Genomic DNA, 22,502 nt, shown 5'->3' with positions numbered 1-22,502 from the left:
TATAATGTTTGCGGAATGAATATATTCATAAAGTGGTTCCTGGATATTCCTATTGGCCGTAAGTTAGTCTTGGTCTATTTTGGAGGTTTTTTTCTTCCTCTGATTCTTGTGGTCTCTTATTTTACATATGAGTTGATCCAGGCAGGGCAGGTTCAGGAAGATAGCTATTTGAAAGAATCCTTAAAAGCTGTGACTGATGATTTGGAGAACTACATAGACTCTTTTTCTCTGATATCAAAGGCCATTGTTGCTGATTCTGTAATTTATCGTTTATTACTGGATGAGTATCCTCAGAAGCAAAAGTACCAAGAAGTCCACTCTTCCTATTTATGGCCAGAGCTTAACAAGTATATAGCGGGATATAATGGAATTGAAAAAATTCTTTTCTATGTCAGTAATCCTTCTATTGGTGTTTCATCCGGTTATGTGACTTTGAATGAGGACAATCTTAACAGTACCTGGTATAAGCTCATTAAAAAGACTCCTTCCAGGCAGTTACTACTCATGCATAAAGAAGAGGACAGGAGATTAAGTCTCCATCAAGGTCCTTACTTGAGTCTTTATAAATATATAAGTAATCCCTCCTATCCCAGTAAGTACGAAGTCATTCTTCGAATGGATATGTCTGTCTCTATTCTTAAGTCTATTCTCTCTAGTTCTCCCTTAAAGGGGAATCTTCAATTAAGAGATGGCTCTGGACATATTTTAACCCAGTGGCTCAGTATAGAAAGATTAAGCAGACAAGATAGATTATTGGAAGTCAAACCAGAATTAGACTTGGGATATGATCTAAGAATATCCGGTATGGTCGCCAGTATGAACCCGACTGTGGGAGATCGTTTTAGTTTTCTTAAATACGTTCTAGTCCTTATTCTCAGTCTGGGACTGGCTAGTATTTTTGTTTACTTGGTTAATTTATCTATTACTTCTCGTCTTAAACTACTATCAAAACATATGAAAAAGGTGGAGAAAGAGGATTTCTCTCCTATTACTATAGGGGCCTTCGGTCATGATGAGATAGCCACTTTACTTAATGATTTTAATCTGATGGCCCAACATATTAATTACTTGATCAACAAGGTTTATAGACAGGATATAGAAAGAAATAAACTGGAGTTAACCAAAAAACAAGCAGAACTAGATAACCTACAGAGCCAAATTAATCCTCATTTTCTTAATAATGTACTGGAATCCATTCGAATGAAGTCCGTCATCAAAGATGAATATGAGACTGCTGATGTTATTCTAAAGCTATCCCGTCTTTTCCGGCGTATGGTGGAATGGGATCATGATCTGATACCATTAGAGTCGGAGTTAGCCTTTACTAGTGAGTATTTGGATATCCAGAAGTATCGCTTTGAGGACAGATTGAAATATGAAATCTATACAGATTATAGGCCGGACTATTGGCTTATTCCACGGATAACCATTCAGGGAATAGTGGAAAATGCCTGTATGCATGGATTGGAAAATGTATTACAACAGGGGTCTCTCATTATTAGAGTGTTTGAAGAAAATGACTTTCTGATAATTGAAGTAAAGGATAATGGTGAGGGGTTTGATTTGACCCATGTTCCAGATGGTATCGGATTATCTAATTTAAAAAAGCGTCTTGATTTATATTACCAGAAAGATCATCTGCTTCATATTCATAGCTCTATAGAGACAGGAACCTATGTCCGGATTCAGATTCCATATAGGGAGGATTTTTTTGAATCTTAAACTAATCACAGTCGATGATGAGCGTTATCTTCATCAAGGTTTGGATAAATTAATGAATTGGGAACAGTGGGGCATATCCAAAGTAGGGATGGCCTATGACGGGGAAAATGCCTATAAACTTATTGATGGAGTACGGCCGGATATTATTATATCCGATATTCGTATGCCTAAGTTAGATGGTCTGAACCTTATTGATAAAGTTAATTCTCTTCAAAACTACCATCCTCATTGGATAATATTGAGTGGGTATAGTGATTTTGCTTTTGCTCAGCAGGCCATGAAATTCGGGGTTAAGCACTATCTTCTCAAGCCCGTGGATCCAGAGGAAATAAAACTGGCCCTTGAGCAAATACGTAAAGAATCTCAATTTCATTCTGATCATAGACAGATGGATAGCTCAACACGAAGCTTTAGGCAGCTTATCATTAATCATAAAATCTATGATGATTCTCATCTTAATGAGGTTCTTCCTTTATTTCGTAATCTACGTTATATGCAGTTTATGATGCGACAGGAACAACCTGATCAAGAAGAAGTCCTGTGTACACTCTTGAATAAGTTCAATGTCCCCTTAACCAAACAATCCTTTATTAGATTGTCCCCATATAAAACTGGTTTTCTATTGGAAGACAGCCTCTGCTCATCAAAAGAGGTTTTATCCAAGCTCATCCATTGCTCTAAGCGTGAGTTCAAAGCTGAACCATATATCCTTTTAAGTCCAGTACTTAATACTAAGGAGGCTCTTAGATCCAGTTTCCAGGGTATTATAAATTCCCTCGCCTGTCTTCCTTATACAGAGACAGCTGGCTTATTCTATTGGACTGATCAGACCCAGGATATCTACTCTGTAAAGACTCCATTAAAAGAAGCCCTTTTCTTCCCTGAATTACTTAATAGTATCGAGCGGGGGGACCAGTTAGAGATTACTAAACAATTACAGCAAATACGTTTATGGGCATATGCAAGAAAGATCTCTCTTCTCGCTCTCCATGACTGGATACAGTGTATTGTTATGGATGTAACCCGCATTATTCTTGAGTTGGATGGATCTGTAGATGGTTTTATGGCTCACTTTCGTGATCCTTCATATATTGAAGATTTATGTTATCGAAAAAATGTGTTTGATTATATGGAGCAATACTCTCAGGAAGCCTCTCAAGTGATTCAAGAACTAAAGCGCCTTAATAAAGCAGGTGTCATTATGAGTGTGGCAAAATACGTACAGGAGCATTATCAGGAGTCCCTGTCTCTAAAGGAACTAGGTCAGATCTATTCCATAAATCCAGTGTATTTAGGTCAATTATTTAAGAAGACCTATAGCGTAAGTTATAAAAAATATTTATGCCAAATACGTATGGAGGAAGCACAAAAGTTATTAGCTTCAAGCGATTTAAAAGTCTATGAAGTAGCCCATGCGGTAGGATATTCTGACAGTGATTATTTCTCTGAACAATTCGTAAAACACACAGGAGTTTCTCCTGCCAAGTTTCGATCTTTATAGGTGAAAACTCCTACGATGTTATCGGTATTATTTCTATAAATAATTATATATAAGGCATTTATGACCCATATGCTTTAGAATCTCCTGTTCTTTTCTTTACTTTGTCCTGTATCGGGTTTTAAAAAAACCATGATAGTTTGATGTACAAAGTAAAAGGAGGACAATTATGAAAAGGATTACTACAGTACTAATTATGTTTCTGGTAATGCTAGGAATGGTTAGTGCTAATGGTACTCAGGAAGGTACGTCTTCAAACGGCAAGAGGACCTACACTATTTTCCTTGGATACGAAAAGGAAAACTATCCAACTAAAGGTACTATTTTCGGGAATTGGCTTGAAGAACAAACTGGAGTCAAATTGGAATGGGACATTTTGGTTGGTGATTTAAAGCAAAAAATAGGAATCATGGCAGCATCAGGTGACTATCCTGATCTAATTGCCGGTCGTAATCAAACTCACGTTTTATACGAAGCTGGTGCCTTTATTCCTCTTGATGATTTATTAGATCAATATGGACAGGATCTCCTGGCTTTATGGGGAGATAATATCAAGTTACTTCGTCAGGATGATGGTCATATCTATTGGCTTCCTCAAACCATGCCCTATGGTGACAAAGTTCGTAAGAGCCAGGAAGCTCAAGGTCTTTATATTCAGAAGGCTGTCTTGGAATATTATGATTACAAACTACCTGAAAACTTAGAAGAAGCCGTTGATATGCTTATTGGGTATGCTCAAAAATTCCCAGAAATCAATGGTAATAAAACCTTTGCCTTTACAGCGTTAACTGATGGATGGCGGGAATATGCTTACCTCAATACTCCTAGTTTGTTTTCTGGACACCCTAATGATGGAAAGGCTAACGTCGACATGGTAAACGGTCGTTGGACTGTATCTCCTATTGGATTTGATGAAGCTGCTTATAAAACCTACAAATTATATAACAAGATATATAACGCAGGCTTGTATGATGAAGAATCTTTTGTAATGAGTTATGACCAATACACGGCCAAGCTTACAACAGGTTCCATTCTTGCTTTTTATGACCAATGGTGGAATTTTGATCAACCTAATACCTTATTGAAAGAACAGGGACAAGGTCGATGGTATGTTCCCACACCAACCGTTCTTGCTGGCTATCCTGAAAGTTATGAAGGACCTATCGAACCTCAATCTACAGAAGGTGTAGGAATATCTGTGAATTGTAAAGATCCCGTAGGTGCTATTAAGTATCTTAATTTCTTAGCCAAAGAATCTACTGAAATAATGAGACATTGGGGTCGTGAAGGGACTGATTACTTGGTTGATGAAGATGGTTATTTCTACAGAAATGCTGAAATGATCCAACGTTTCAATGACCAGGATTGGGTTAAGAAAGAATTTGGTGCAGATTATTGGGCAAATATGATTAGACCTGATTCTGCAAACTTCTATTCCGATGGCAAAAACTCTGTTGCTCCTAAAAACCAGCCTTCCATATATAAAGCGAAACTTCGACCTGGTGAATTAGAAGCATTAGAGGCTCTTGGTGTGGATACCTTCTATGAGTTGTTCAACAAACCTGATCAAAGAAGAGCTTCTTACTACCCCGCTTGGTCTATTAATTATCCTACCGGTAGTGATATCGCCATTACAGATCAAAAAATTACTGATGTACGTAGAGAGTATACTCCAAAATTAATCATGGCTGCTCCCGGGGAATATGACAAAATCTGGAAAGCTTACTTAGCTGAATACAATGCTATTCCTAAAGCAGACAGAGATAGTGTTATGAATTATTTACAAAAAGAAATTGATAAAAGAGTTGAAATAAACGGCGGATATTAATCATCTCACTGATCCGGCTTGTAAAAGCCGGATCCTAATTCATTATTTGTCCATTTTTAACATATTGAGGAGACAGTCATGTCCAATAATACCAGCAAATTAAAGGGTTTCTCTCGTAAGCTTAATTCCCAAAAGATTCTTTTGCTGATGACCCTGCCATTTGTTGTCCACATTATTATTTTTCGTTATATCCCTGTAGGTGGCTGGATCATGGGATTTGAGGATTATAAACCAGCAATCCCTTTTTTCAAGCAAAAGTTTGTGGGATTAAAACATTTTAAAGATCTACTAGGGGATGCTAATTTTTACTATGTCATTAGAAATACCCTTGCTATGGCTACTATAAAGCTTGTATTGGGAACTTTTTTTGCCATACTCACGGCTGTGCTAATTAATGAAACACGGCATCATGGTTTTAAACGAAGCGTTCAAACCATATCTTACCTGCCACACTTTGTGTCTTGGGTTGTTGCAGCTAATATCGTGTTGGAAGTTCTTTCTCCAACAGGAATCATCAATCAACTATTAGTGGGAATGGGTGCCATTAAAAAGCCTATTCTGTGGATGGGGAAGCCTCATTTCTTTTGGTGGATAATCGGGTGGTCCCATGTTTGGAAATCTGTAGGGTTCGGAGCCATCATATATTTGGCAGCGATGACTGCTATTGATCCACAATTATATGAAGCCGCTGACATCGACGGTTGTAGTCGTCTTCGTAAGATCACGGCTATCACATTACCAAGCATTAAACCAACTATTATTATCTTATTGATTATGGATATAGGACATCTTTTGGATGCTGGTTTTGAACAGCAGTATCTACTTCAGAACTCTCTTGTTATGAATTATTCTGAGGTCTTTACCATATATGTTTTACGCTATGCCTTTGAATTTTATCGTTTTTCCTTTGCGGCTGCTGCAGGAATCTTTAAATCACTTGTTAGTATAACTTTGCTTTTAGCAGCAAACCTTATAGCTAAAAAACTCGATCAAGAATCATTAATGTAGGAGCTTAGTAATGAGAAAGACTCGCGGAGACGTTATATTCGATACAATTAAGATTATTATGATACTCTTTTTATGTGTCGTAACATTATATCCTTTTTTAAATACACTAGCCATTGCCTTAAATGATCCTATGGATTCCTTAAAGGGAGGCATTGGCATTTGGCCAAGGATTCTAACATTTAGTAATTTTAAAGATATTATATATGATGAATTTATTGGGATAGCATTTCGTAATTCCCTATTAAGAACAGTGATATCAGCTTTGGTACAGACCTATTGTACAGCAATGGTTGCGTATACCTTGAGTAGGAAAGAATTCTCTCTTCGTGTTCCCATTGCTATTATTTATGTTATTACCATGTATATAGATGGTGGGTTGATTCCTACTTATTTTCTGTATAGAAAACTTCATTTAGTGAATAGTTTCCATGTCTATTGGTTACCAGGACTTACAACAGCTTGGAATATGATGGTCATTCGAACTTATATGCGAGGTTTGCCAGAATCTCTCGTTGAAAGTGCGAAGCTGGAAGGGGCTGGTGACTTTATGATTTTTAGAAAAATCATTCTTCCTTTATCTACCCCTGTTTTAGCTACTATTGTCTTATTTACCTCTGTTTGGCAATGGAACACATGGTTTGATACCTTTATCTTTAATTCAGCCAAGATCAATCTAACTACCTTACAGTATGAGTTAATGAAAAAGATTCAGTCTGCTAATGCGGCTATTTCTAATACCAGTATGTCTGATGTGTATTCTAATGCCAGTAATCAGAGTGGTAATTCGGTAACTCCTAAATCATTAAGAGCAGCTATGACCATCGTGGTTAGTTTACCTATTATTATGGCCTATCCCTTTCTTCAAAAATACTTTGTCAGTGGTCTTACCATCGGTGGGGTAAAAGGATGAGTTATAAACACAATACCTTCACAGTAGATTTAGGTCCTTCCTATAAGAATTGTGAAGTAGAAGTTAGCTTCCAAAAACATAAGTTTTTATTTGGTTGTAATGGATTTGGTTTTATCGGTCTGGAAACCAAAGAGGAAACAGAACAATATAAAACCCTTTTTACCAAGCTTTTTAATATGGCTACCTTACCCTTTTATTTAGCTCAATACGAACCAAAAGAAGGAAAAACTAAGGAAAAGGAGCTCAGTGCCGCATCTCATTGGGCTTCTAATGAGGGAATAATTCTCAAAGGGCATCCCCTTTGTTGGCATACTTTATGGCCAGAATGGATGCTTCAATATGATACCAAAACCATTTATTCCAAAACCATGGCGAGGATTGAAAGAGAAGTTAGCCACTATAAGGGCACTATTGATATGTGGGATGTTATCAATGAAGTTGTAATTCTACCAAGATTTCAACGATATGATAATGGTATCTCAAGATTACAAAGGGAATACGGAGCAGAAAACCTGGCCTTTGATTGTTTTAAAAAAGCAAAAGAAGTGAATCCTGATGCCACATTATTAATAAATGATTTTCTATTAATATCAGAATACAAAGACCTCATAACAAGACTTCTAGATAGAGGATGTCCTATCGACGTCATCGGTCTACAGACACATCAGCACCAGGGGTATTTAGGACTGGAAGCGGTACAAGAATTAATTGACACTTTTGGTACTTTTAAATTACCTCTTCATTTTACAGAAAATACTCTTCTATCAGGAAGATTGGTTGATCCTGCTATTGAAGATTTGAATGATGCGTATAGCAACGATTGGCCAAGTACAGAAGAGGGTGAACAAAGACAGGCCAAGCAAATAGAGGAAATGTATCGCTTACTCTATGAATCCGATCAGGTGGAAGCCCTTATATGGTGGGATTTACAAGATGGCAATTGGTTAAATGCTCCCTCTGGCTTAGTTAGGAAAGACTATAGTCTTAAGCCTGCTTATCAAAAACTGGACGAATTGATCAATATAGAATGGGGATATCCACAAAAAACTTTAGTAACCAATGAGAAAGGTCAACTGGATATAACAGGACCAGAGGGGGATTATTCTCTCAACATTAAAGATAAGATACAGAACGTTTGTTTATCAAAGGATAGTCTATGACCATGCGAGCTATGGAAAGAAGCGATGATCATCATCGGGAAAAACATGATTATTTCCTGGGTTTAAGTCAGAAGGAAAACTTTGATATTGTCTTTTTTGGAGATTCTCTTACCAGACGTTGGGAAGATTATCCCGATGTTTGGAATAAATATTGGGGTACTAAAAAAGCCTTAAATATGGGAGTAGGTGGTGATACTTTAGAAAATATGCTGTGGCGTATTGAAAATGGTGAGCTACAAGATCTTAATCCTTCTTTATTTATCCTTCTCATGGGAACGAATAACCTTCCTCTTCAGGACAATGATTATATTATTCAAGGAATAAAGTACGTAGTCATGTCCATTCACAGCTCTTGTCCTAGTGCCAGAATACTATTACAAGGCTTGTATCCTAGAAGTAAGGGAGAAGAGGGGCAGGATTATATGTCCCGTATTACTATTATTAATGAGCAATTAAAACTCTGGTCACGGGATCCTGTATTTTATATAGACCCAGGGGTTAATTTACTTAATCCGGATGCTACTGTGGATTATGACATCATGCCCGATGGACTCCACCTAAATGATAAAGGTTATGACAAATTAGCTCCCCAACTAATCAAAGCTATAAAGGAAATAGAATTATGAAAAATATTACTAATCCCATATTGCCAGGTTATTACCCAGATCCATCCCTGTGTCGTGTAGGTGAGGACTACTATCTAGTGAATTCTACCTTCTCCTATTTCCCAGGATTACCCCTTTTTAAGTCTCAAGATCTTGTTCATTGGAATCAGATAGGCCATGTCCTGGATAGGGATGACCAATTACCTCTTCAGGATGCTATGCATTCGGGAGGACTGTTTGCTCCTACCATTCGTTATCATGAAGGTCTCTTTTATGTGATATGTACTAACGTCACTACTGGAGGAAACTTCTACGTAACAGCAGAAGATCCTAAAGGCCCCTGGTCTGAAGTCTATTGGTTAGAAGGTGCAGAAGGTATAGATCCTTCATTGTTCTTCGATGAAGAGGGACGGTGTTGGTATTGTGGGACTAGAGCTATAGAAAATCAGAGCTATTCCGGTGAGAATGAAATTTGGTTACAAGAGCTGGATTTAGTTAAACATAAGCTTACAGGTCCTATCTATTCCTTATGGAGGGGGGCTCTACGTCAGTCTGTTTGGCCAGAAGGCCCTCATATCTATAAAATAGGTGATTATTATTACCTTCTTATATCAGAAGGTGGGACAGAAATGGATCATGCATTAACCATAGCGAGGGCCACTGATCTTACAGGGCCCTGGGAAGGTAGAAAATCAAATCCTTTCTTGACTCACCGTCATTTAGGGCACAGACATCCTTTTTGTAAAATTGGTCATGGTGATCTCTTTGAGGATCATAAAGGACAATGGTGGCTTATTTGTCTAGGATCACGACAAATAAAGGGAGTCAGTCCCCTAGGACGGGAAACCTTTCTGACTCCCATAAGATGGGAAGAGGATTGGCCTTATCCTGATACTGTAGATGGCTTAGTTCCTGCTAATTTGAATCATTATTTTGAAGGAAGAGTAAAAGTTGGGGCTGAGCCTTTCATTACTTTTGACATCAACAAACAAGGATTATCCCATGAATGGATAGGATTACGTAATCCTCCCACCACCTTTTATGAGGCCCATAATGATAATCCTAATCTGTTTAAGCTCTATCCTTCTTCTGGGTATCCTGGAGATCAAAAACAACTTGCTTTTCTAGGCTGCCGACAGACAAGCCACAATTATGATCTTGCCGTATCTTTTCGTTTAGAAGAGGTAACTCCTGGATTGAAAGGTGGATTCATGATCATTCAATCAGATGAAAATCTGTTATTAGTAGAGCAGGAAGTTAGCTCAGAAGAGTTGTTTATTCATGTGAAGGAAATTCGTAAAGGTGTAGAAAAGAAACTCAATACATTAAAGAGTAAAGAGAAGGAAACTGTTTCCCTAAACATAAAACAACGAGGCACCATATTGGATATCGATTGGCTGATGGGTTCTGAAAAAGTAACTCTTATTGAACAATATGATACTAGTTTTATGAGCACTGAAGAAGCGGGAGGCTTTGTGGGGAATGTTAATGGATTATACCTTTCCCAAAAGGATGATGTTAACTCCTCTCATGCTTATCTGAACCTGCTTCATTGGTCATGGCATATTCTATAAAAAAGGGCTGTCCTAAGACAGCCCCGGGGTGAACACTTATTGGGTCTAGTTGTGTTTAATCAATGGCAATTCTTTTAGGACTTGCTTCTGGTTTTTTAGCAATGTTGATTGTTAATATTCCATTCTTAAGTTCTGCTTTGATATTGTCTTGGTCAGAGTCCTTAGGAAGTCTAAAGCTTCTGGACAGGGTGTTGCTTCGTCTTTCTCTAAGAAGATAAGATAGCTTTTCTTCTGTCTTATCTTCTTTTTCTATATTAGAAAACGTCAATAGATTATCTTTGACCTCAAGTTTAACATCCTTCTGATCGATTCCTGGGAGGTCTGCTACCAATAGATACTCACTGTCTTTTTCAATGAAGTCAACAGCTGGTTTTGCAGTGCTGAGGTTGTTTCCCCATAGCCCGTTCATCATTCTTTCAACATCTCTTGACCAATCTAAGCCATTGTTTGAACTAACTAAATATCTCATAATTTGCCTCCTGTAGAGATCCTCTCATAGGATCTCAAGCTAATTGTTTTATTGTAAAATCTCTGAGCCATCTGCTCACTAATCATTAAGCAATCAACGTGCCAAGAATTGGTAAAAATAGTTAATAATTTTTAAATATTTATATTGTAAGTAATTATATTATTTATGATTTAGTCTTGTTTGATCAATTAAGTTAAAGGATATGTTTCTTTTTGACATAGTGTCTTTTTGACAAGGTATTATGTATCATAATTACCCACCTATAGGGGAGTCTTATCTTGGATTGTGTTTCGTTTTGACAAGAGCTTAGAAAAAGTCAATGGATTTAAGTTCAAAGGGAATATTTGTGATGTCTTCTTAAATAAGTAGGGGAAAGATTCCTGGTCTATGAATCTTTCCCTCTGAGGATAGAAGTGGATGTTCTTGTAATGCTTAGCTTATTACATTTTTGCCTTGCTCAATACAGACTATGCTTGATAATCGTTCCTGCCGGGGAACTTTTATCAAGTATTCACTCTCATTTGTTTATATCAGCCTCGACAGGGGCGAATTGTGAAGCCATAAACTTTATAACGTATAATCCAAACATTGTATAAATCCCAACTCCTGTATACCTAATGAGAATAAAGACTTCCCGTGAAGAATCTTCACAGTTATATGGTTAGGACCATCCACCATATGGGAGTTCATATCCTATTCCCTAGAAGATGCACCTCAAAGTGTATTTTAATGAGAGTAAACTTGAGTCGTTATCAGGGAAACTCCTGATTTAATCAAAGGACGGTGAGTATTGGGTACTTTTTATACTGACAATGGCTTTTGGGGATTATCTACTCCCTATTCTTAAGCCTATCAAAATAAAATAATAGTAAATTATATTGACTCTTGAATGGCTTATGTTTAATTTGTTCGAAACCGAACAAAGGGAGATGTACCATTGGCAAGATGCCTTCTAAGCAAAATGGGTGATATAAGTACTAAAGCGCGTGATTATATTGTTAATCACTTTAGTGAGTTGGATTTACCCTTACCTAAAAAACATATTCCTCTATTTTTTTTACTCCCAAAGAATGGTGAACTCCTTCACTTTAAATCCATACAGGAAGAGTGGGGAATCTCCAAGTCATCCTTGTCTGACATACTAAGCCGCTATTATGGAGAGGGTTATATCCTTAAAGAGGATAGTCTGGATAAACGCTGTGTAGAGATAGGGTTAACCCCTAAGGGGCATGATATCCAGGCCCAATTGCTAGCTCTTGAAGAGGAGTTTGTTCAAAGAATGCTTGAAGGTTTTGATCCAGAGGAACGAGAACTTATGGAACAGCAAATTAACCGTATGCTGTCAAATATTAAAGACATTACTTAAGATAAGGAGGTACTAATCTTGAATAGTACTATTGATACAATTAAAAATCACAGATCTATTAGATCTTATACAGATCAGGCTGTTGATGATAAAATGATTGACGAAATTCTCGCAGCTGCTCAGGCCATGCCTAACTCTATAAATGCTCAGCAGACATCCGTTATTGTTGTTAAAAATCTTGAAACGAGAAAGAAACTAGCTGAACTTTCCGGTGGAAACCCCTGGATCGTAGAAGCGCCTGTTTTTCTTGTATTTATTGCTGACTTCTATAAAACGGATCTAAGTGTAACAAAGAATCAGGCCACTCAAGTCATTCATGAAAGTATAGAAGGTACCGTTGTTGGTGCTGTGGATGCGGGATTAAATCTGGGGGGTGCTATTGTGGCTGCCGAGTCTTTAGGGTTAGGTATTGTTCCCATCGGGGGTATTAGAAGAAATCCTCAAGGTGTTATTGATTTACTTAACCTGCCTGAGAAAACCTTTCCTCTTTGTGGTTTAGCTATAGGACACCCAAAGGGTAGTTCTGATAAAAAACCACGACTTCCTATGAGAACTTTCCGTCATGATGAAGTTTATAATGCAGATATTCTTCCTGAAGCTATCGAAGAGTATGATGAAAAAATGGAAGCTTATTACAAAGAAATTGGCCGTGAACAAAGTGGTAATTGGAGCAAGTTGAATGCAAGACTTTATCAGATGGTTTACTATCCTGAAGTCTATCCTACCATGGTTAAACAAGGCTTTAAGAACGATAAATAATAAGGAATAACGATGAACGAAGAAATTTCAGTCTGTGCAAAGTTCACAGTAAAAGAGGGCGCTGTAGATACTGTTATCTCAAAACTGCAAAAACTAATTGACCATACAAGAACAGAAGAAGGATGTATTAAATATGATCTTCATCAGGACTTAGCTAATCCTAGATCTTTTGTGTTCTATGAGGTATGGGCTAACAAGGATGCTCTTAAAGCTCATGGTGATAGTGATAACTTTAAACAGACTATGGCAGAACTTCAGGAGTATACAGAAGGGCCTTCAGAAAACACCCTAATGAAAAAAATATCCTAATAACATAAGGCAAGGAATAAGAAGCTATTCTTTGCCTTTTTCATTGACTTTGAGCTAACTCTAACTATTATGTTTAACAGAGGAGTTATATGTGCTTATTAGTGATGTTAGTGAAAAATACAATATTTCAACTGATACCTTACGTTACTATGAACGTATTGGTTTAATCCCCCATGTGAATCGATCCAAATCAGGTATTCGTGACTATACAGATGAGAACCTTAACTGGGTTCATTTTGCAATAAGCATGCGGAATGCAGGTCTTTCTATTGATGTTTTAACGGAATATCTTAGTCTATATGAACAAGGTGACAGCACCATAGAAAGACGTAAGAATTTATTATTGGTACAAAGAAATCAACTTAATGATCGTATCAATGAGATGAAGGAAACCTTAGGGCGGCTTGATAAAAAGATTCATAATTATGAGAAGGTCTTCATAGAAAAGGAAAAAAAACTGTTAGGATAACGCTTTTTTTCTTGCCTTGAAGTTTACTCCAAGTATTAGCCTATAACAAGAAATAATACAAAGGAGCTGTGTTAATGCAAAAACGAACACTAGGTTCATCAGGTTTAGAAGTATCCGCCATAGGCTTAGGCTGTATGCGTATGTCCTTTGGAGATAAACCTATTGGGACCAAACAAGAGATGGTCACATTAATTCATCAAGCTATCGATAGAGGGGTTACCTTTTTTGATACAGCTGAAGTTTATGGTCCCTATACTAATGAAGAACTGCTTGGAGAAGCTCTGGCTCCCTATAAAGACAAAGTTGTGATAGCGACTAAATTTGGTTTTGACCTCTATCCTGATGCCAGACCTGGTTGGCGGGGTTTTAATAGCCGACCAGACAGAATACGCCAGGTAGCAGAAGAATCGCTAAAACGATTAAAAGTCGAAGCTCTCGATTTATTTTATCAACATAGAGTTGATCCCGATGTACCTATAGAAGAGGTTGCCGGTACTGTTAAAGATCTTATTACAGAAGGGAAAGTTAAGCATTTTGGCTTATCCGAAGCCCCGGTAGAGGCAATAAGAAAAGCCCATTCTATTCAATCAGTAACCGCCATACAAAGCGAATACTCCATGTGGCTGCGGGATCGTGAAAATGATGTGCTTCCCCTGTGTGAAGAATTAGGTATAGGTTTTGTTCCCTATAGTCCTTTGGGTCGGGGATTTCTGACAGGTAAGATAAACGAAAATACCGAATTTGATAGTTCAGATATTCGCAGCCATAATCCAAGGTTTACCAAAGAAGCGATTCAGGCGAACCAAAACTTTGTTTTCTTTCTTGAAGAATTAGCCAAATCAAAAGGAGTAACACCAGCACAGATCGCCATTGCCTGGTTATTGGCGCAAAAACCCTGGATTGTTCCTATTCCTGGAAGTCGAAGATTAGACCGCTTAGAGGAGAACCTTGGTGCCTCTGATGTTCAATTCACAAAAGAAGAATTACAAAACACAGCTAAAGCATTAAGCACCATACCAGTGATGGGTGACAGATATTAATAGAAGGAGCTATATATGGAAACAATTACTGTAAAGGCTTATGGAACAGAGGGCCAGAACCAACCTTTAAAAGATATGACCATACCTCGAAGAACCTTGGGGGCTCTGGATATTGAGATGGACATTCTCTATTGTGGAATATGTCATTCTGACCTGCATTGGATCAACGATGATTTTGGTGCTACGACCTATCCCATCGTTCCCGGTCATGAAATCGTAGGACGAATTACCAAAGTCGGGACAGATGTTACTGATTTTAAGATAGGTGATAAAGCGGCTATTGGATGCATTGCCGATTCCTGCGGTCATTGCCAGTACTGTGAAGATGATCTGGAAATGTTTTGTGAAGAAGGGGCTACCATTTCTTTTAATTCCTCTGATAAACACTTAGGGGGCGTTACGTATGGTGGCTTTGCTCAAAGCTATGTCTGTGATTCTCGTTATGTTCTTCATATGCCCGAAGGAATCGATTTGGCTGCTGGTGCTCCCTTATTATGTGCAGGGATAACTGTCTATTCCCCCCTTCGTCATTGGAAGGTGGGACCTGGAAAAGTCGTAGGAATCCTTGGGATTGGTGGTCTAGGTCATGTTGCTATTAAAATAGCGAAAGCTATGGGGGCCCATGTAGTTGTTTTTACAAGCTCTCCTTCAAAAGTAGACGATACCCTGCGTTTAGGCGCGGATCAGGCCGTCTTATCAACAGACGAATCACAGATGAAAAACTTTGGATTACCTTTGGATATGATTTTAGATACCATATCTGCTAAGCATAATATTAATAGTTATTTGAATTATCTTAGACCTGATGGAAGTATCGTACTGGTTGGTCTTCCCCCAGAGGCATTGGAAGTGGGAGCTTTTAGTTTGGTTCATGGACGACGTAGTTTGTCCGGTTCTAATATTGGTGGAATCGCTGAAACTCAAGAGATGCTTGATTTCTGTGGTGAGAATAACATAACGGCAGATATTGAATTAATTAATGTCTCCCAAATCAATGAAGCATTTAAGCGATTAGAGAAGGGTGATGTTAAATATAGATTTGTTATAGATATGTCTACCTTATAATACAAGTGAAAGGAGTAAGTATGGAATACGTACAATTAAATAATGGGGTGAAGATGCCCTATTTAGGTTATGGGGTTTATCAAGTAACCCCTGAAGAATGTGAAAGATGTGTAACGGACGCCTTAGACGTCGGTTATAGATCCATTGATACCGCTCAGGCTTATCGCAATGAAGAAGGGGTGGGGAATGCTGTCACCAAGAGTGGAATCGCCAGGGAAGAATTATTCTTAACTACTAAAATCTGGATTAGTAATGGGGGATATGATAAAGCGAAAGCTTCCATAGAGCAATCTCTGAATAAGCTACAGACCTCTTATATCGATCTTATGCTAATTCATCAGCCCTTTAATGATTATTATGGAACTTACCGGGCTATGGTCGAAGCTTATGAACAAGGTAAAATCAAAGCCATTGGGGTGAGTAACTTTCATCCAGATAGACTTGTTGATTTTTGCAAGTTCACAGATGTTGTTCCTGCAGTTAACCAAATTGAGACTCACCCTTTTCATCAGCAGAGCGATGCCCAGATGTATATGAAAAAGTACGGCGTTCAACATGAGTCCTGGGGCCCCTTTGCAGAGGGACGGAAGGATTTATTCAACAATCCCGTTATTAAAGCCATTGGGGATAAATACGATAAAACCGTAGCACAGGCTGTCTTGAGATTCCTCATTCAGAAAGAGATCGTCGTCATTCCTAAATCTACTCACAAGGAACGTATGGCTGAAAACTTTAATGTCTTTGATTTTACTCTTACAGAAGATGATATGAAGACCATAAGTCAGCTGGATGAAAAGGAAAGCGCTTTCTTTTCCCATGCAGATCCTAAGACTGTTGAATATATCACAGGTCTTGGTGCTGTCTAATTCTCTATACAGCTTATTACCAGATGAGAATCTGGTAATAAGCTCTTTGATTTATGAAGATAGGTTACCCATCATCCATAATCCAATATCCTGGAATCCAAGCTTTTTATATAACCTGCCTGCCTCTGGATTATCATAAAATAGTATGGCTGATTTGCCTTCTTTAAACATGTCTTCACAAATGGCCAGTATGTTAACTGTTGCATACCCCTTCTTGCGATAATGGGGATCAGTAGCCACTCCAATGAGCATCCCGTTCATACTGTTCTCAGCAGAAATCTGTGCTGTTGACACGATACGTTCCTTATCTCGTATGAAAGCAATTCTTCCAGATCCTTTAAGAATATCCTGTCCGTAGTGTTCACGCTTACTTAAAGATCCAGAAAACTCTTTGATACTCTTTTGAAAATCAAATAAGTCATCCAAATCCTCTGGTGTCGCTAAATGAGAATGTATATCTTTGGGTCTTTCCACGGATGTAGACCTGGCTTCTGCCAGATAAAGAGTTTGAAATTGATCTGATTTAAGGTATTGATTGAGGAGAGTAACTGAGTTCTGCGGCCCTGATAGCATTCTGGGTTCTTGTGTCTTTAACACTTCATAGGCCGCTGCCATATCCCCTTCCCCTGATACTACATAATTATCAAAGTACTTCAATAGATAGACTTGAGGGGGTTCTTTTAGACTATCAACCCAAATATCAAGATAGTCTTCTTCCAGGGAATGGTTTTCTAAATCCCCGATGAGGAAACAGTTAAATGCAGGGGATTCTTTTAAATGTTTTAATAGAAATTCTTTGTGTTCGTCTTTGCATTTTATCATTCTCCTATTATCCCAATGATTTCTTTGCATGTAAAGTGTTATACTGTAGGTATACAGGGGGTATTCGTGGTTAGTATTGAAGTTCATTTTGATAAAGCTGACTGGGTCTCTTTTATAGGAACAAAAGACGAAGCAGCCCAGTATTTGGAAGACAATCCTTTTCCTGCTCACATGAAAACCTCCCTCGTTGAGATACAGCCTGAACATTTCCCCCTAATCATTCGTAAAACTTCAAAGTTTGAGTACTTTGATTTCCCTGGTTATTGGCAGATTAAAAGTAAAAGAACTCCTAAATCTGGAGTCGACTATTTATGTAGAAATACCTTTATTAGTGTGGGACATGAGGATGAAATGGATCTCTTACCCCATTATCCCTCCGACCCTTCTCCTGATGATAGCGAACTACTAGAGGATTATCTGTCAGAATTAGGGTATGAAGAAAATCTGAAAGAGTTGGATCATATCTTTGAGCTCTATCATGAGCATTCGGATTTGACGTTTAAGTCCCTCATCGCAGAAGGATATCTCTCTGTTTTTCATCAATGGGCCTATGATCATGCCTGTGGAAATTTACCTGTTATTGCCGAGTCTGAACTTCTCTATCCATTAGAACAATGGGAGCTACTACAACAGGCTGTGCCTTACTCTGAGTATTGTGAGGCTTATATTATTTTGCTGGAAAACAGTTCTTCCCTGGAACAGAAAAAGAAATATCTAGATAAATGTCTTCGTCTTGAAAAAGATTTCTTAGGTGATTGCGAAGTAGATGATGTGACCATAAGTGAGCTGATAGCTGTCGCCTATCATATTCTCTTTGATTTCACTCATGAATCATTTTACTGGAACAAAGCTCTTCAGCGATCAGGATACGTACTAAGTCATGGGGAGGCAAAGAGTTCTCGTTTATATTCTTATTTGACACTCATATCCCCGAGAACGTTGTCACTTATGAATGATACCCCTGACTTTGATTTATTGTGTGAAGAATTTGAGCTCCTGGCTGGTAAAGGAGAATCTTTAGAAACGGCTTTGGAAGTGGTTGATGCTTTTCAGCGTTTATATCGTCATTGGGGAGAAGACAAGTTCCCTTATCGGAAGCTCTATAATTCATGGGTTGAAAAAGCCCGCTACTGGGATCCTAAGGATGTCTCTTTAAATAACATTAGTTCTGCTGCACAGATATTCCGTTTTGAAGGAGAACGGTTGGACTCTCCCGAACTGCTCCTTAAGGCCGCTAGTTTATTCCAAATGATACGTGATGAGAATCAAGGTGAAATGGAGATATATTATCTATCCCAAATCTATTCACGACTTGGTCAGCTCTATAGCTCTATCGATTCCCAGGCCAGCCATCATTATTCCTCCCAGGCCTTAACTATCTATGAAACTAACATCGAGATTGTAAGGGGTAACCTGTCTCTATTGATTCATTATCTGGAATATGTAGATAACCTGGTTCTTAAGTATAATCGTTCAACCCAACAAAGCATGATAGAGAAAAAACTTGATCTCCTGAATACTGCTATTCAATTGGGAAAAGGACATTATTCTTCTCCCCTTGTTATAGCGTATAAATGGTATTGTCTCTTAGGTGATACTGATACTGCCATCCAATTATTCCTTCAGCATCTTTTAGTATTAGAATTATTAATGAAAGATGCTGTAGTGGCTCTCAGAGACTGGTGCCTGGACCAGTCCCTGGTTAAACAACTGCCCTTACTGGCTTCCGTTCTAGACTTATTTGAGAGTATTAATAAGCAGTACTATTATAATCCTCCTTTTAAATGGGAATCGGTGAAGGATTGTAGTAAAGCCCAACTGGAAGAACTGTGGAAGGAACGTTCTCTGTCATTAAGAAAGACTTGATTATTTTTCGAGTATCCAGCTCTCCGATTCAGATTATCCCCCGTTTTTGATAAAAAAGGGTAAGGAATCTTTTACAATTTAAAAGCCGCAGGATTAGACTTAAGAAGAGATCACCATTGAATGCAATGGTTAAGACACAAAGGAGAGTCCTATGTCTAGCACCGAACAGAGAACCGGGGATTTGATCTTCAAGTTGAATGATAGACCTAGTCCAGGCAAAGCCTTCTTGGCTTCTTTACAGCATTTGATGGCCATCTTTATAGGCATTGTAACTCCGGCTATCATCATCTCCGGAGCAGTAGGGCTTAGTATGGAATATTCTTCCTATTTAATAAGTATGTCTTTATTCGTTTCCGGTATCGCCACATTTATCCAATGTCGCCAATTTGGTCCTGTCGGTTCAGGACTACTAAGCATTCAGGGGACTAGTTTTACCTTTTTATCCCTCTGCATCAGTATTGGTTTATCTGTTAAATCAGTAGGAGGTTCTGAAAGGGAAGTCTTGGCAACCATTTTTGGTACGGCATTGATTGCCTCCCCTGTAGAGATGATCTTCAGCCGGTTCATCCCCATGCTTAAAAAAATCATCACACCCTTAGTGAGCGGTATTGTTGTCACCCTTATAGGTATATCCCTCATTAAGACCGGCATAACAGATGTTGGGGGTGGTTCCTGGTTATTAAATAATAAACCTGAGCTTTTCGCCAGCCCTGTTAACCTCATGCTGGCAGGTATTGTTCTCACCATTATCATTGTTTTCAACAGAAGTAAAAACCAATGGCTTCGAATGGGGGCTATCGTCATTGGTTTAATAGTAGGTTATGTGGTCGCAGCTTGTTTAGGAATAGTGGACTTTAGCAGGATTTCCCGTCTTAGCCTCATTACCCTTCCTGTCCCTTTTAAGTTTGGTTTTGGTATCAGCTGGCCTCATGTCCTTCCTATGACATTGCTTTACTTAATAACAACTGTAGAATCTATGGGAGACTTAACAGCCACTTCCATGATATCCGGAGAACCTGTGAAAGGAGAAATTTACATGAAGAGAATCTCTGCGGGTATCTTAGGTGATGGTATTAATTCTGCATTAGCCTCGGTTTTTAACACTTTTCCTAACACGACATTTAGCCAGAACAATGGTGTGATTCAAATGACTGGAGTCGCTAGCCGTTATGTTGGATATTGGATTGCCGGTTTATTAGCTATCTTTGGATTATTTCCGGTTGTTGGTGGAGTTATTTCTATCATCCCTAATTCCGTATTAGGGGGAGCTACTATTATCATGTTCGGGACGGTAGCCGCTTCTGGAATCAAGTTAATTGCTTCTCATATTATGGACCGACGTGGTGTTTTAATAATAGCCATCTCATTTGCTATGGGACTAGGGGTGGTTTTTGTTCCGCAAATCCTTCAAGCTTTACCACCTTTCTTCAAAGGGGTATTGGGTTCTGCCATTACAACAGGAGGTCTCACGGCTATTATTCTTAATGTCATCCTTCCTAAAGGATATCGCAACCAGCTTGTAGATGATCCGATGAAAGATATGGTCTAGACCTCTGTCGTTAGATAACTAATTCTTTTCTCATCCTAAGCTCTACTGTTTGAGCCTTTTTTGTCCCCTCAGGTCGTAGCTGTCTTTTGTTAAGCAAACGTTGTAATGGTTATTAGAAGGACTATCTAAAAGTTTTAGAAGGCCCTTCTAAAAAAGTTAGCTGGTCTTTCTAAAGTTGTTAGAAGGCTCTTCTAATATTGAGAGGAAGGTGTGAAAAAAGTAAGGAGTATTCCTTTTCGAGGCGCTTTCGAGTTCCCAGGCAATAAATATCGTGTACTTTTAATATGTGCTTAATTATTTCATTACTATCACAAGATTTAGCTATATAAAGTAAGGTCCCGTATGAATCCATTCTAAAAGGAAGAGTTATGTCTTTAACATATATATTATTTAAACTTCTAAGTAATTAAAAGACTCCCTTGCCTTGGCAAGGGAGGTTCAGTCTCAAAAATACTATTGTTTAGTATATACAGTTTCTCCGACTGTCATTTTGTTACCAGAAATGGAGTATTCAGTATCGTGTGATGATGTATAGATATTATAGGTCTCTGCCCACGCAGAATCTGTTTCAGTTCCAAATTCTTTTTCATATGCAGATCTAAATGTGCTCTCATCCCTTACATCATACATAGTACCACCAATCTCTTGTTTTAGAGGTATTTGTCTTATTTTGTAGTTTCCTAAATTTTGAATAGTTCCTGATGATTTACTCGAACTTTTTCTTGTAACCTCACCATCCTGTTTTACAAATTTAGAGGAATATTCTAGTACATAAGTGGTTTTTGTGTAAATTGCCTTTATAGATTTATATTCTGTTCCAGATTCCCATGAATAAGTCCAAGTTCCAACATAGCTATAATCGTAGACGACTTCATCATCGTTATCGTTATCGTTTACAATATTACATCCAGTAAAAAGAAAAAAAGAAAATAGTCCTAATAAGAATAGTTTTTTCATATTTAACTCCTTAAAAAAATTTCCAATGGTAATAGTCACGTTTAATGGAAATCATATAAATATAGTGTTTACTTCTCTGATTAATTGAAAGACTCCCTTGCATTGGCAAGGGAGGGTTAGTGTCAAAATACTATTGTTTAGTATATACAGCTTCTCTAATTGTCATTTTGTTACCAGAGATGGAGTATTTAGCATCGTTTGGTAATGTATAGTTTTTATAGGTCCCTGCCCACTCAGAATCTGTTTCAGTTCCATTTTCTTTTTCATATGCGGATCTAAATGCGCTCTCATTATTTACATCGTACATAGTTCCATCAATTTCAAGTTTAAGAAGTATTTGTCTTAGTGTGTAGTCTCCTAAATTTTGAATAGTTCCCGATGCTTTTTGCGAATCTACTCTTGAAACAGAACCATCATTTTCTACATATCTAGTGTTAGTTTCAGCTACAAAAGTAGTTTTTGTTAAAGTTAACTTTTGATACCCATATTCTGTTTCATCTTCATCTTCATTTGTAAATGAATAAATCCAAGTTCCAACATAGCTATAATCCTTATCATCGTCGTCATCGCTTACTTTATCATCGTCGTCATCGCTTACTTTATCATCGTCGTCGCTTACTTTGTCATCGTCAGTGGTTACTTTGTCATCGTCAGTGGTTA

At 38.0% G+C, this 22,502-nt stretch carries 21 protein-coding genes; 17 read left to right on the top strand and 4 right to left on the bottom strand.

Annotation, left to right across the window (positions count from 1 at the left end; translation table 11 throughout):
• Positions 1-15: 15 nt before the first annotated feature.
• From K345_RS0111160 to K345_RS0111125, 8 genes are all read left to right on the top strand, one after another.
• Positions 16-1,722, top strand: coding sequence for a sensor histidine kinase (locus K345_RS0111160; protein WP_028974216.1), 1,707 nt, complete (start codon positions 16-18; stop codon positions 1,720-1,722).
• Entirely contained in the window at positions 1,712-3,223 is a 1,512-nt protein-coding gene (locus K345_RS0111155) for a response regulator (protein WP_028974215.1), read from the top strand. The genes K345_RS0111160 and K345_RS0111155 overlap by 11 nt, the downstream gene beginning before the upstream one ends.
• A gap of 166 nt (positions 3,224-3,389) precedes the next feature.
• Positions 3,390-5,048 carry a type 2 periplasmic-binding domain-containing protein gene (locus K345_RS0111150; RefSeq protein WP_028974214.1) on the top strand — a complete coding sequence of 553 codons (1,659 nt, stop codon included), beginning with the start codon at positions 3,390-3,392 and terminating at the stop codon, positions 5,046-5,048.
• Positions 5,049-5,126: 78 nt separating this feature from the next.
• Positions 5,127-6,056 carry an ABC transporter permease gene (locus K345_RS0111145; RefSeq protein WP_028974213.1) on the top strand — a complete coding sequence of 310 codons (930 nt, stop codon included), beginning with the start codon at positions 5,127-5,129 and terminating at the stop codon, positions 6,054-6,056.
• A gap of 10 nt (positions 6,057-6,066) precedes the next feature.
• Entirely contained in the window at positions 6,067-6,966 is a 900-nt protein-coding gene (locus tag K345_RS0111140) for a carbohydrate ABC transporter permease (RefSeq protein ID WP_028974212.1), read from the top strand.
• Complete coding sequence (locus K345_RS20780) at positions 6,963-8,126, top strand: endo-1,4-beta-xylanase (protein ID WP_053228240.1); 1,164 nt, start codon at positions 6,963-6,965, stop codon at positions 8,124-8,126. Before K345_RS0111140 ends, K345_RS20780 begins: the two co-directional genes overlap by 4 nt.
• Entirely contained in the window at positions 8,123-8,752 is a 630-nt protein-coding gene (locus tag K345_RS0111130) for a GDSL-type esterase/lipase family protein (protein WP_028974211.1), read from the top strand. Before K345_RS20780 ends, K345_RS0111130 begins: the two co-directional genes overlap by 4 nt.
• Positions 8,749-10,305 carry a glycoside hydrolase family 43 protein gene (locus K345_RS0111125; protein ID WP_028974210.1) on the top strand — a complete coding sequence of 519 codons (1,557 nt, stop codon included), beginning with the start codon at positions 8,749-8,751 and terminating at the stop codon, positions 10,303-10,305. The genes K345_RS0111130 and K345_RS0111125 overlap by 4 nt, the downstream gene beginning before the upstream one ends.
• Positions 10,306-10,360: 55 nt before the next feature.
• On the opposite strand, the gene K345_RS0111120 is transcribed toward K345_RS0111125, so the two are convergent.
• Positions 10,361-10,774: an Hsp20/alpha crystallin family protein gene (locus K345_RS0111120; protein WP_028974209.1), complete on the bottom strand. Its 414-nt coding sequence runs from the start codon at positions 10,772-10,774 to the stop codon at positions 10,361-10,363.
• 937 nt (positions 10,775-11,711) lie between these two features.
• On the opposite strand from K345_RS0111120, the gene K345_RS0111115 reads away from it, so the two are divergent.
• The 7 genes from K345_RS0111115 (at position 11,712) to K345_RS0111085 (ending at position 16,648) form a co-directional block, all read left to right on the top strand.
• The gene (locus K345_RS0111115) at positions 11,712-12,140 is read left to right on the top strand and encodes a MarR family winged helix-turn-helix transcriptional regulator (RefSeq protein ID WP_156888381.1); all 429 of its coding nucleotides are present in this window, start codon (positions 11,712-11,714) and stop codon (positions 12,138-12,140) included.
• Between the two features lie 18 nt (positions 12,141-12,158).
• The gene (locus K345_RS0111110) at positions 12,159-12,899 is read left to right on the top strand and encodes an NADPH-dependent oxidoreductase (protein WP_028974207.1); all 741 of its coding nucleotides are present in this window, start codon (positions 12,159-12,161) and stop codon (positions 12,897-12,899) included.
• Positions 12,900-12,911: 12 nt separating this feature from the next.
• Positions 12,912-13,208: a putative quinol monooxygenase gene (locus tag K345_RS0111105; protein ID WP_028974206.1), complete on the top strand. Its 297-nt coding sequence runs from the start codon at positions 12,912-12,914 to the stop codon at positions 13,206-13,208.
• Between the two features lie 91 nt (positions 13,209-13,299).
• Positions 13,300-13,677 carry a MerR family transcriptional regulator gene (locus K345_RS0111100; RefSeq protein WP_028974205.1) on the top strand — a complete coding sequence of 126 codons (378 nt, stop codon included), beginning with the start codon at positions 13,300-13,302 and terminating at the stop codon, positions 13,675-13,677.
• 74 nt (positions 13,678-13,751) lie between these two features.
• Entirely contained in the window at positions 13,752-14,717 is a 966-nt protein-coding gene (locus K345_RS0111095; RefSeq protein WP_028974204.1) for an aldo/keto reductase, read from the top strand.
• A 15-nt stretch (positions 14,718-14,732) separates the two neighbouring features.
• Positions 14,733-15,782, top strand: a complete 1,050-nt coding sequence (locus tag K345_RS0111090; RefSeq protein ID WP_028974203.1) for an NAD(P)-dependent alcohol dehydrogenase — start codon at positions 14,733-14,735, stop codon at positions 15,780-15,782.
• Positions 15,783-15,802: 20 nt separating this feature from the next.
• Positions 15,803-16,648, top strand: coding sequence for an aldo/keto reductase (locus K345_RS0111085; protein WP_028974202.1), 846 nt, complete (start codon positions 15,803-15,805; stop codon positions 16,646-16,648).
• Positions 16,649-16,699: 51 nt separating this feature from the next.
• Here K345_RS0111085 and K345_RS0111080 read toward each other — a convergent pair whose 3' ends face one another.
• Entirely contained in the window at positions 16,700-17,470 is a 771-nt protein-coding gene (locus K345_RS0111080) for a GNAT family N-acetyltransferase (RefSeq protein ID WP_028974201.1), read from the bottom strand.
• A 66-nt stretch (positions 17,471-17,536) separates the two neighbouring features.
• Here K345_RS0111080 and K345_RS0111075 point away from each other — a divergent pair, with 66 nt between their 5' ends.
• Together K345_RS0111075 and K345_RS0111070 are read left to right on the top strand one after the other, a co-directional pair.
• The gene (locus K345_RS0111075) at positions 17,537-19,336 is read left to right on the top strand and encodes a hypothetical protein (protein WP_028974200.1); all 1,800 of its coding nucleotides are present in this window, start codon (positions 17,537-17,539) and stop codon (positions 19,334-19,336) included.
• Positions 19,337-19,487: 151 nt separating this feature from the next.
• Positions 19,488-20,885: a nucleobase:cation symporter-2 family protein gene (locus K345_RS0111070; protein ID WP_028974199.1), complete on the top strand. Its 1,398-nt coding sequence runs from the start codon at positions 19,488-19,490 to the stop codon at positions 20,883-20,885.
• Between the two features lie 453 nt (positions 20,886-21,338).
• Here K345_RS0111070 and K345_RS0111065 read toward each other — a convergent pair whose 3' ends face one another.
• A complete protein-coding gene (locus K345_RS0111065) occupies positions 21,339-21,842 on the bottom strand; it encodes a hypothetical protein (RefSeq protein WP_028974198.1) in 504 nt (167 codons plus the stop codon).
• A gap of 130 nt (positions 21,843-21,972) precedes the next feature.
• Positions 21,973-22,502, bottom strand: a 530-nt coding sequence (locus K345_RS23355) for a hypothetical protein (protein WP_037572090.1), incomplete at its 5' end; no start/stop codon positions are given.

Source organism: Spirochaeta cellobiosiphila DSM 17781 (assembly GCF_000426705.1).
Lineage (GTDB): Bacteria > Spirochaetota > Spirochaetia > DSM-17781 > DSM-17781 > Spirochaeta_E > Spirochaeta_E cellobiosiphila.
Note: the sequence above shows the minus strand (reverse complement) of the source record. Positions and strands in the feature narration are given on the sequence as shown.

Bases quoted from the DNA above. Each gene is read 5' to 3' on its own strand.
- K345_RS20780 (WP_053228240.1), top strand. From the start codon at position 6,963: ATGAGTTATAAACACAATACCTTCACAGTAGATTTAGGTCCTTCCTAT.
- K345_RS0111120 (WP_028974209.1), bottom strand. From the start codon at position 10,774: ATGAGATATTTAGTTAGTTCAAACAATGGCTTAGATTGGTCAAGAGAT.
- K345_RS0111130 (WP_028974211.1), top strand. From the start codon at position 8,123: ATGACCATGCGAGCTATGGAAAGAAGCGATGATCATCATCGGGAAAAA.
- K345_RS0111065 (WP_028974198.1), bottom strand. From the start codon at position 21,842: ATGAAAAAACTATTCTTATTAGGACTATTTTCTTTTTTTCTTTTTACT.
- K345_RS0111085 (WP_028974202.1), top strand. From the start codon at position 15,803: ATGGAATACGTACAATTAAATAATGGGGTGAAGATGCCCTATTTAGGT.
- K345_RS0111125 (WP_028974210.1), top strand. From the start codon at position 8,749: ATGAAAAATATTACTAATCCCATATTGCCAGGTTATTACCCAGATCCA.
- K345_RS0111070 (WP_028974199.1), top strand. From the start codon at position 19,488: ATGTCTAGCACCGAACAGAGAACCGGGGATTTGATCTTCAAGTTGAAT.
- K345_RS0111145 (WP_028974213.1), top strand. From the start codon at position 5,127: ATGTCCAATAATACCAGCAAATTAAAGGGTTTCTCTCGTAAGCTTAAT.
- K345_RS0111095 (WP_028974204.1), top strand. From the start codon at position 13,752: ATGCAAAAACGAACACTAGGTTCATCAGGTTTAGAAGTATCCGCCATA.
- K345_RS0111105 (WP_028974206.1), top strand. From the start codon at position 12,912: ATGAACGAAGAAATTTCAGTCTGTGCAAAGTTCACAGTAAAAGAGGGC.
- K345_RS0111140 (WP_028974212.1), top strand. From the start codon at position 6,067: ATGAGAAAGACTCGCGGAGACGTTATATTCGATACAATTAAGATTATT.
- K345_RS0111080 (WP_028974201.1), bottom strand. From the start codon at position 17,470: ATGATAAAATGCAAAGACGAACACAAAGAATTTCTATTAAAACATTTA.
- K345_RS0111090 (WP_028974203.1), top strand. From the start codon at position 14,733: ATGGAAACAATTACTGTAAAGGCTTATGGAACAGAGGGCCAGAACCAA.
- K345_RS0111150 (WP_028974214.1), top strand. From the start codon at position 3,390: ATGAAAAGGATTACTACAGTACTAATTATGTTTCTGGTAATGCTAGGA.
- K345_RS0111160 (WP_028974216.1), top strand. From the start codon at position 16: ATGAATATATTCATAAAGTGGTTCCTGGATATTCCTATTGGCCGTAAG.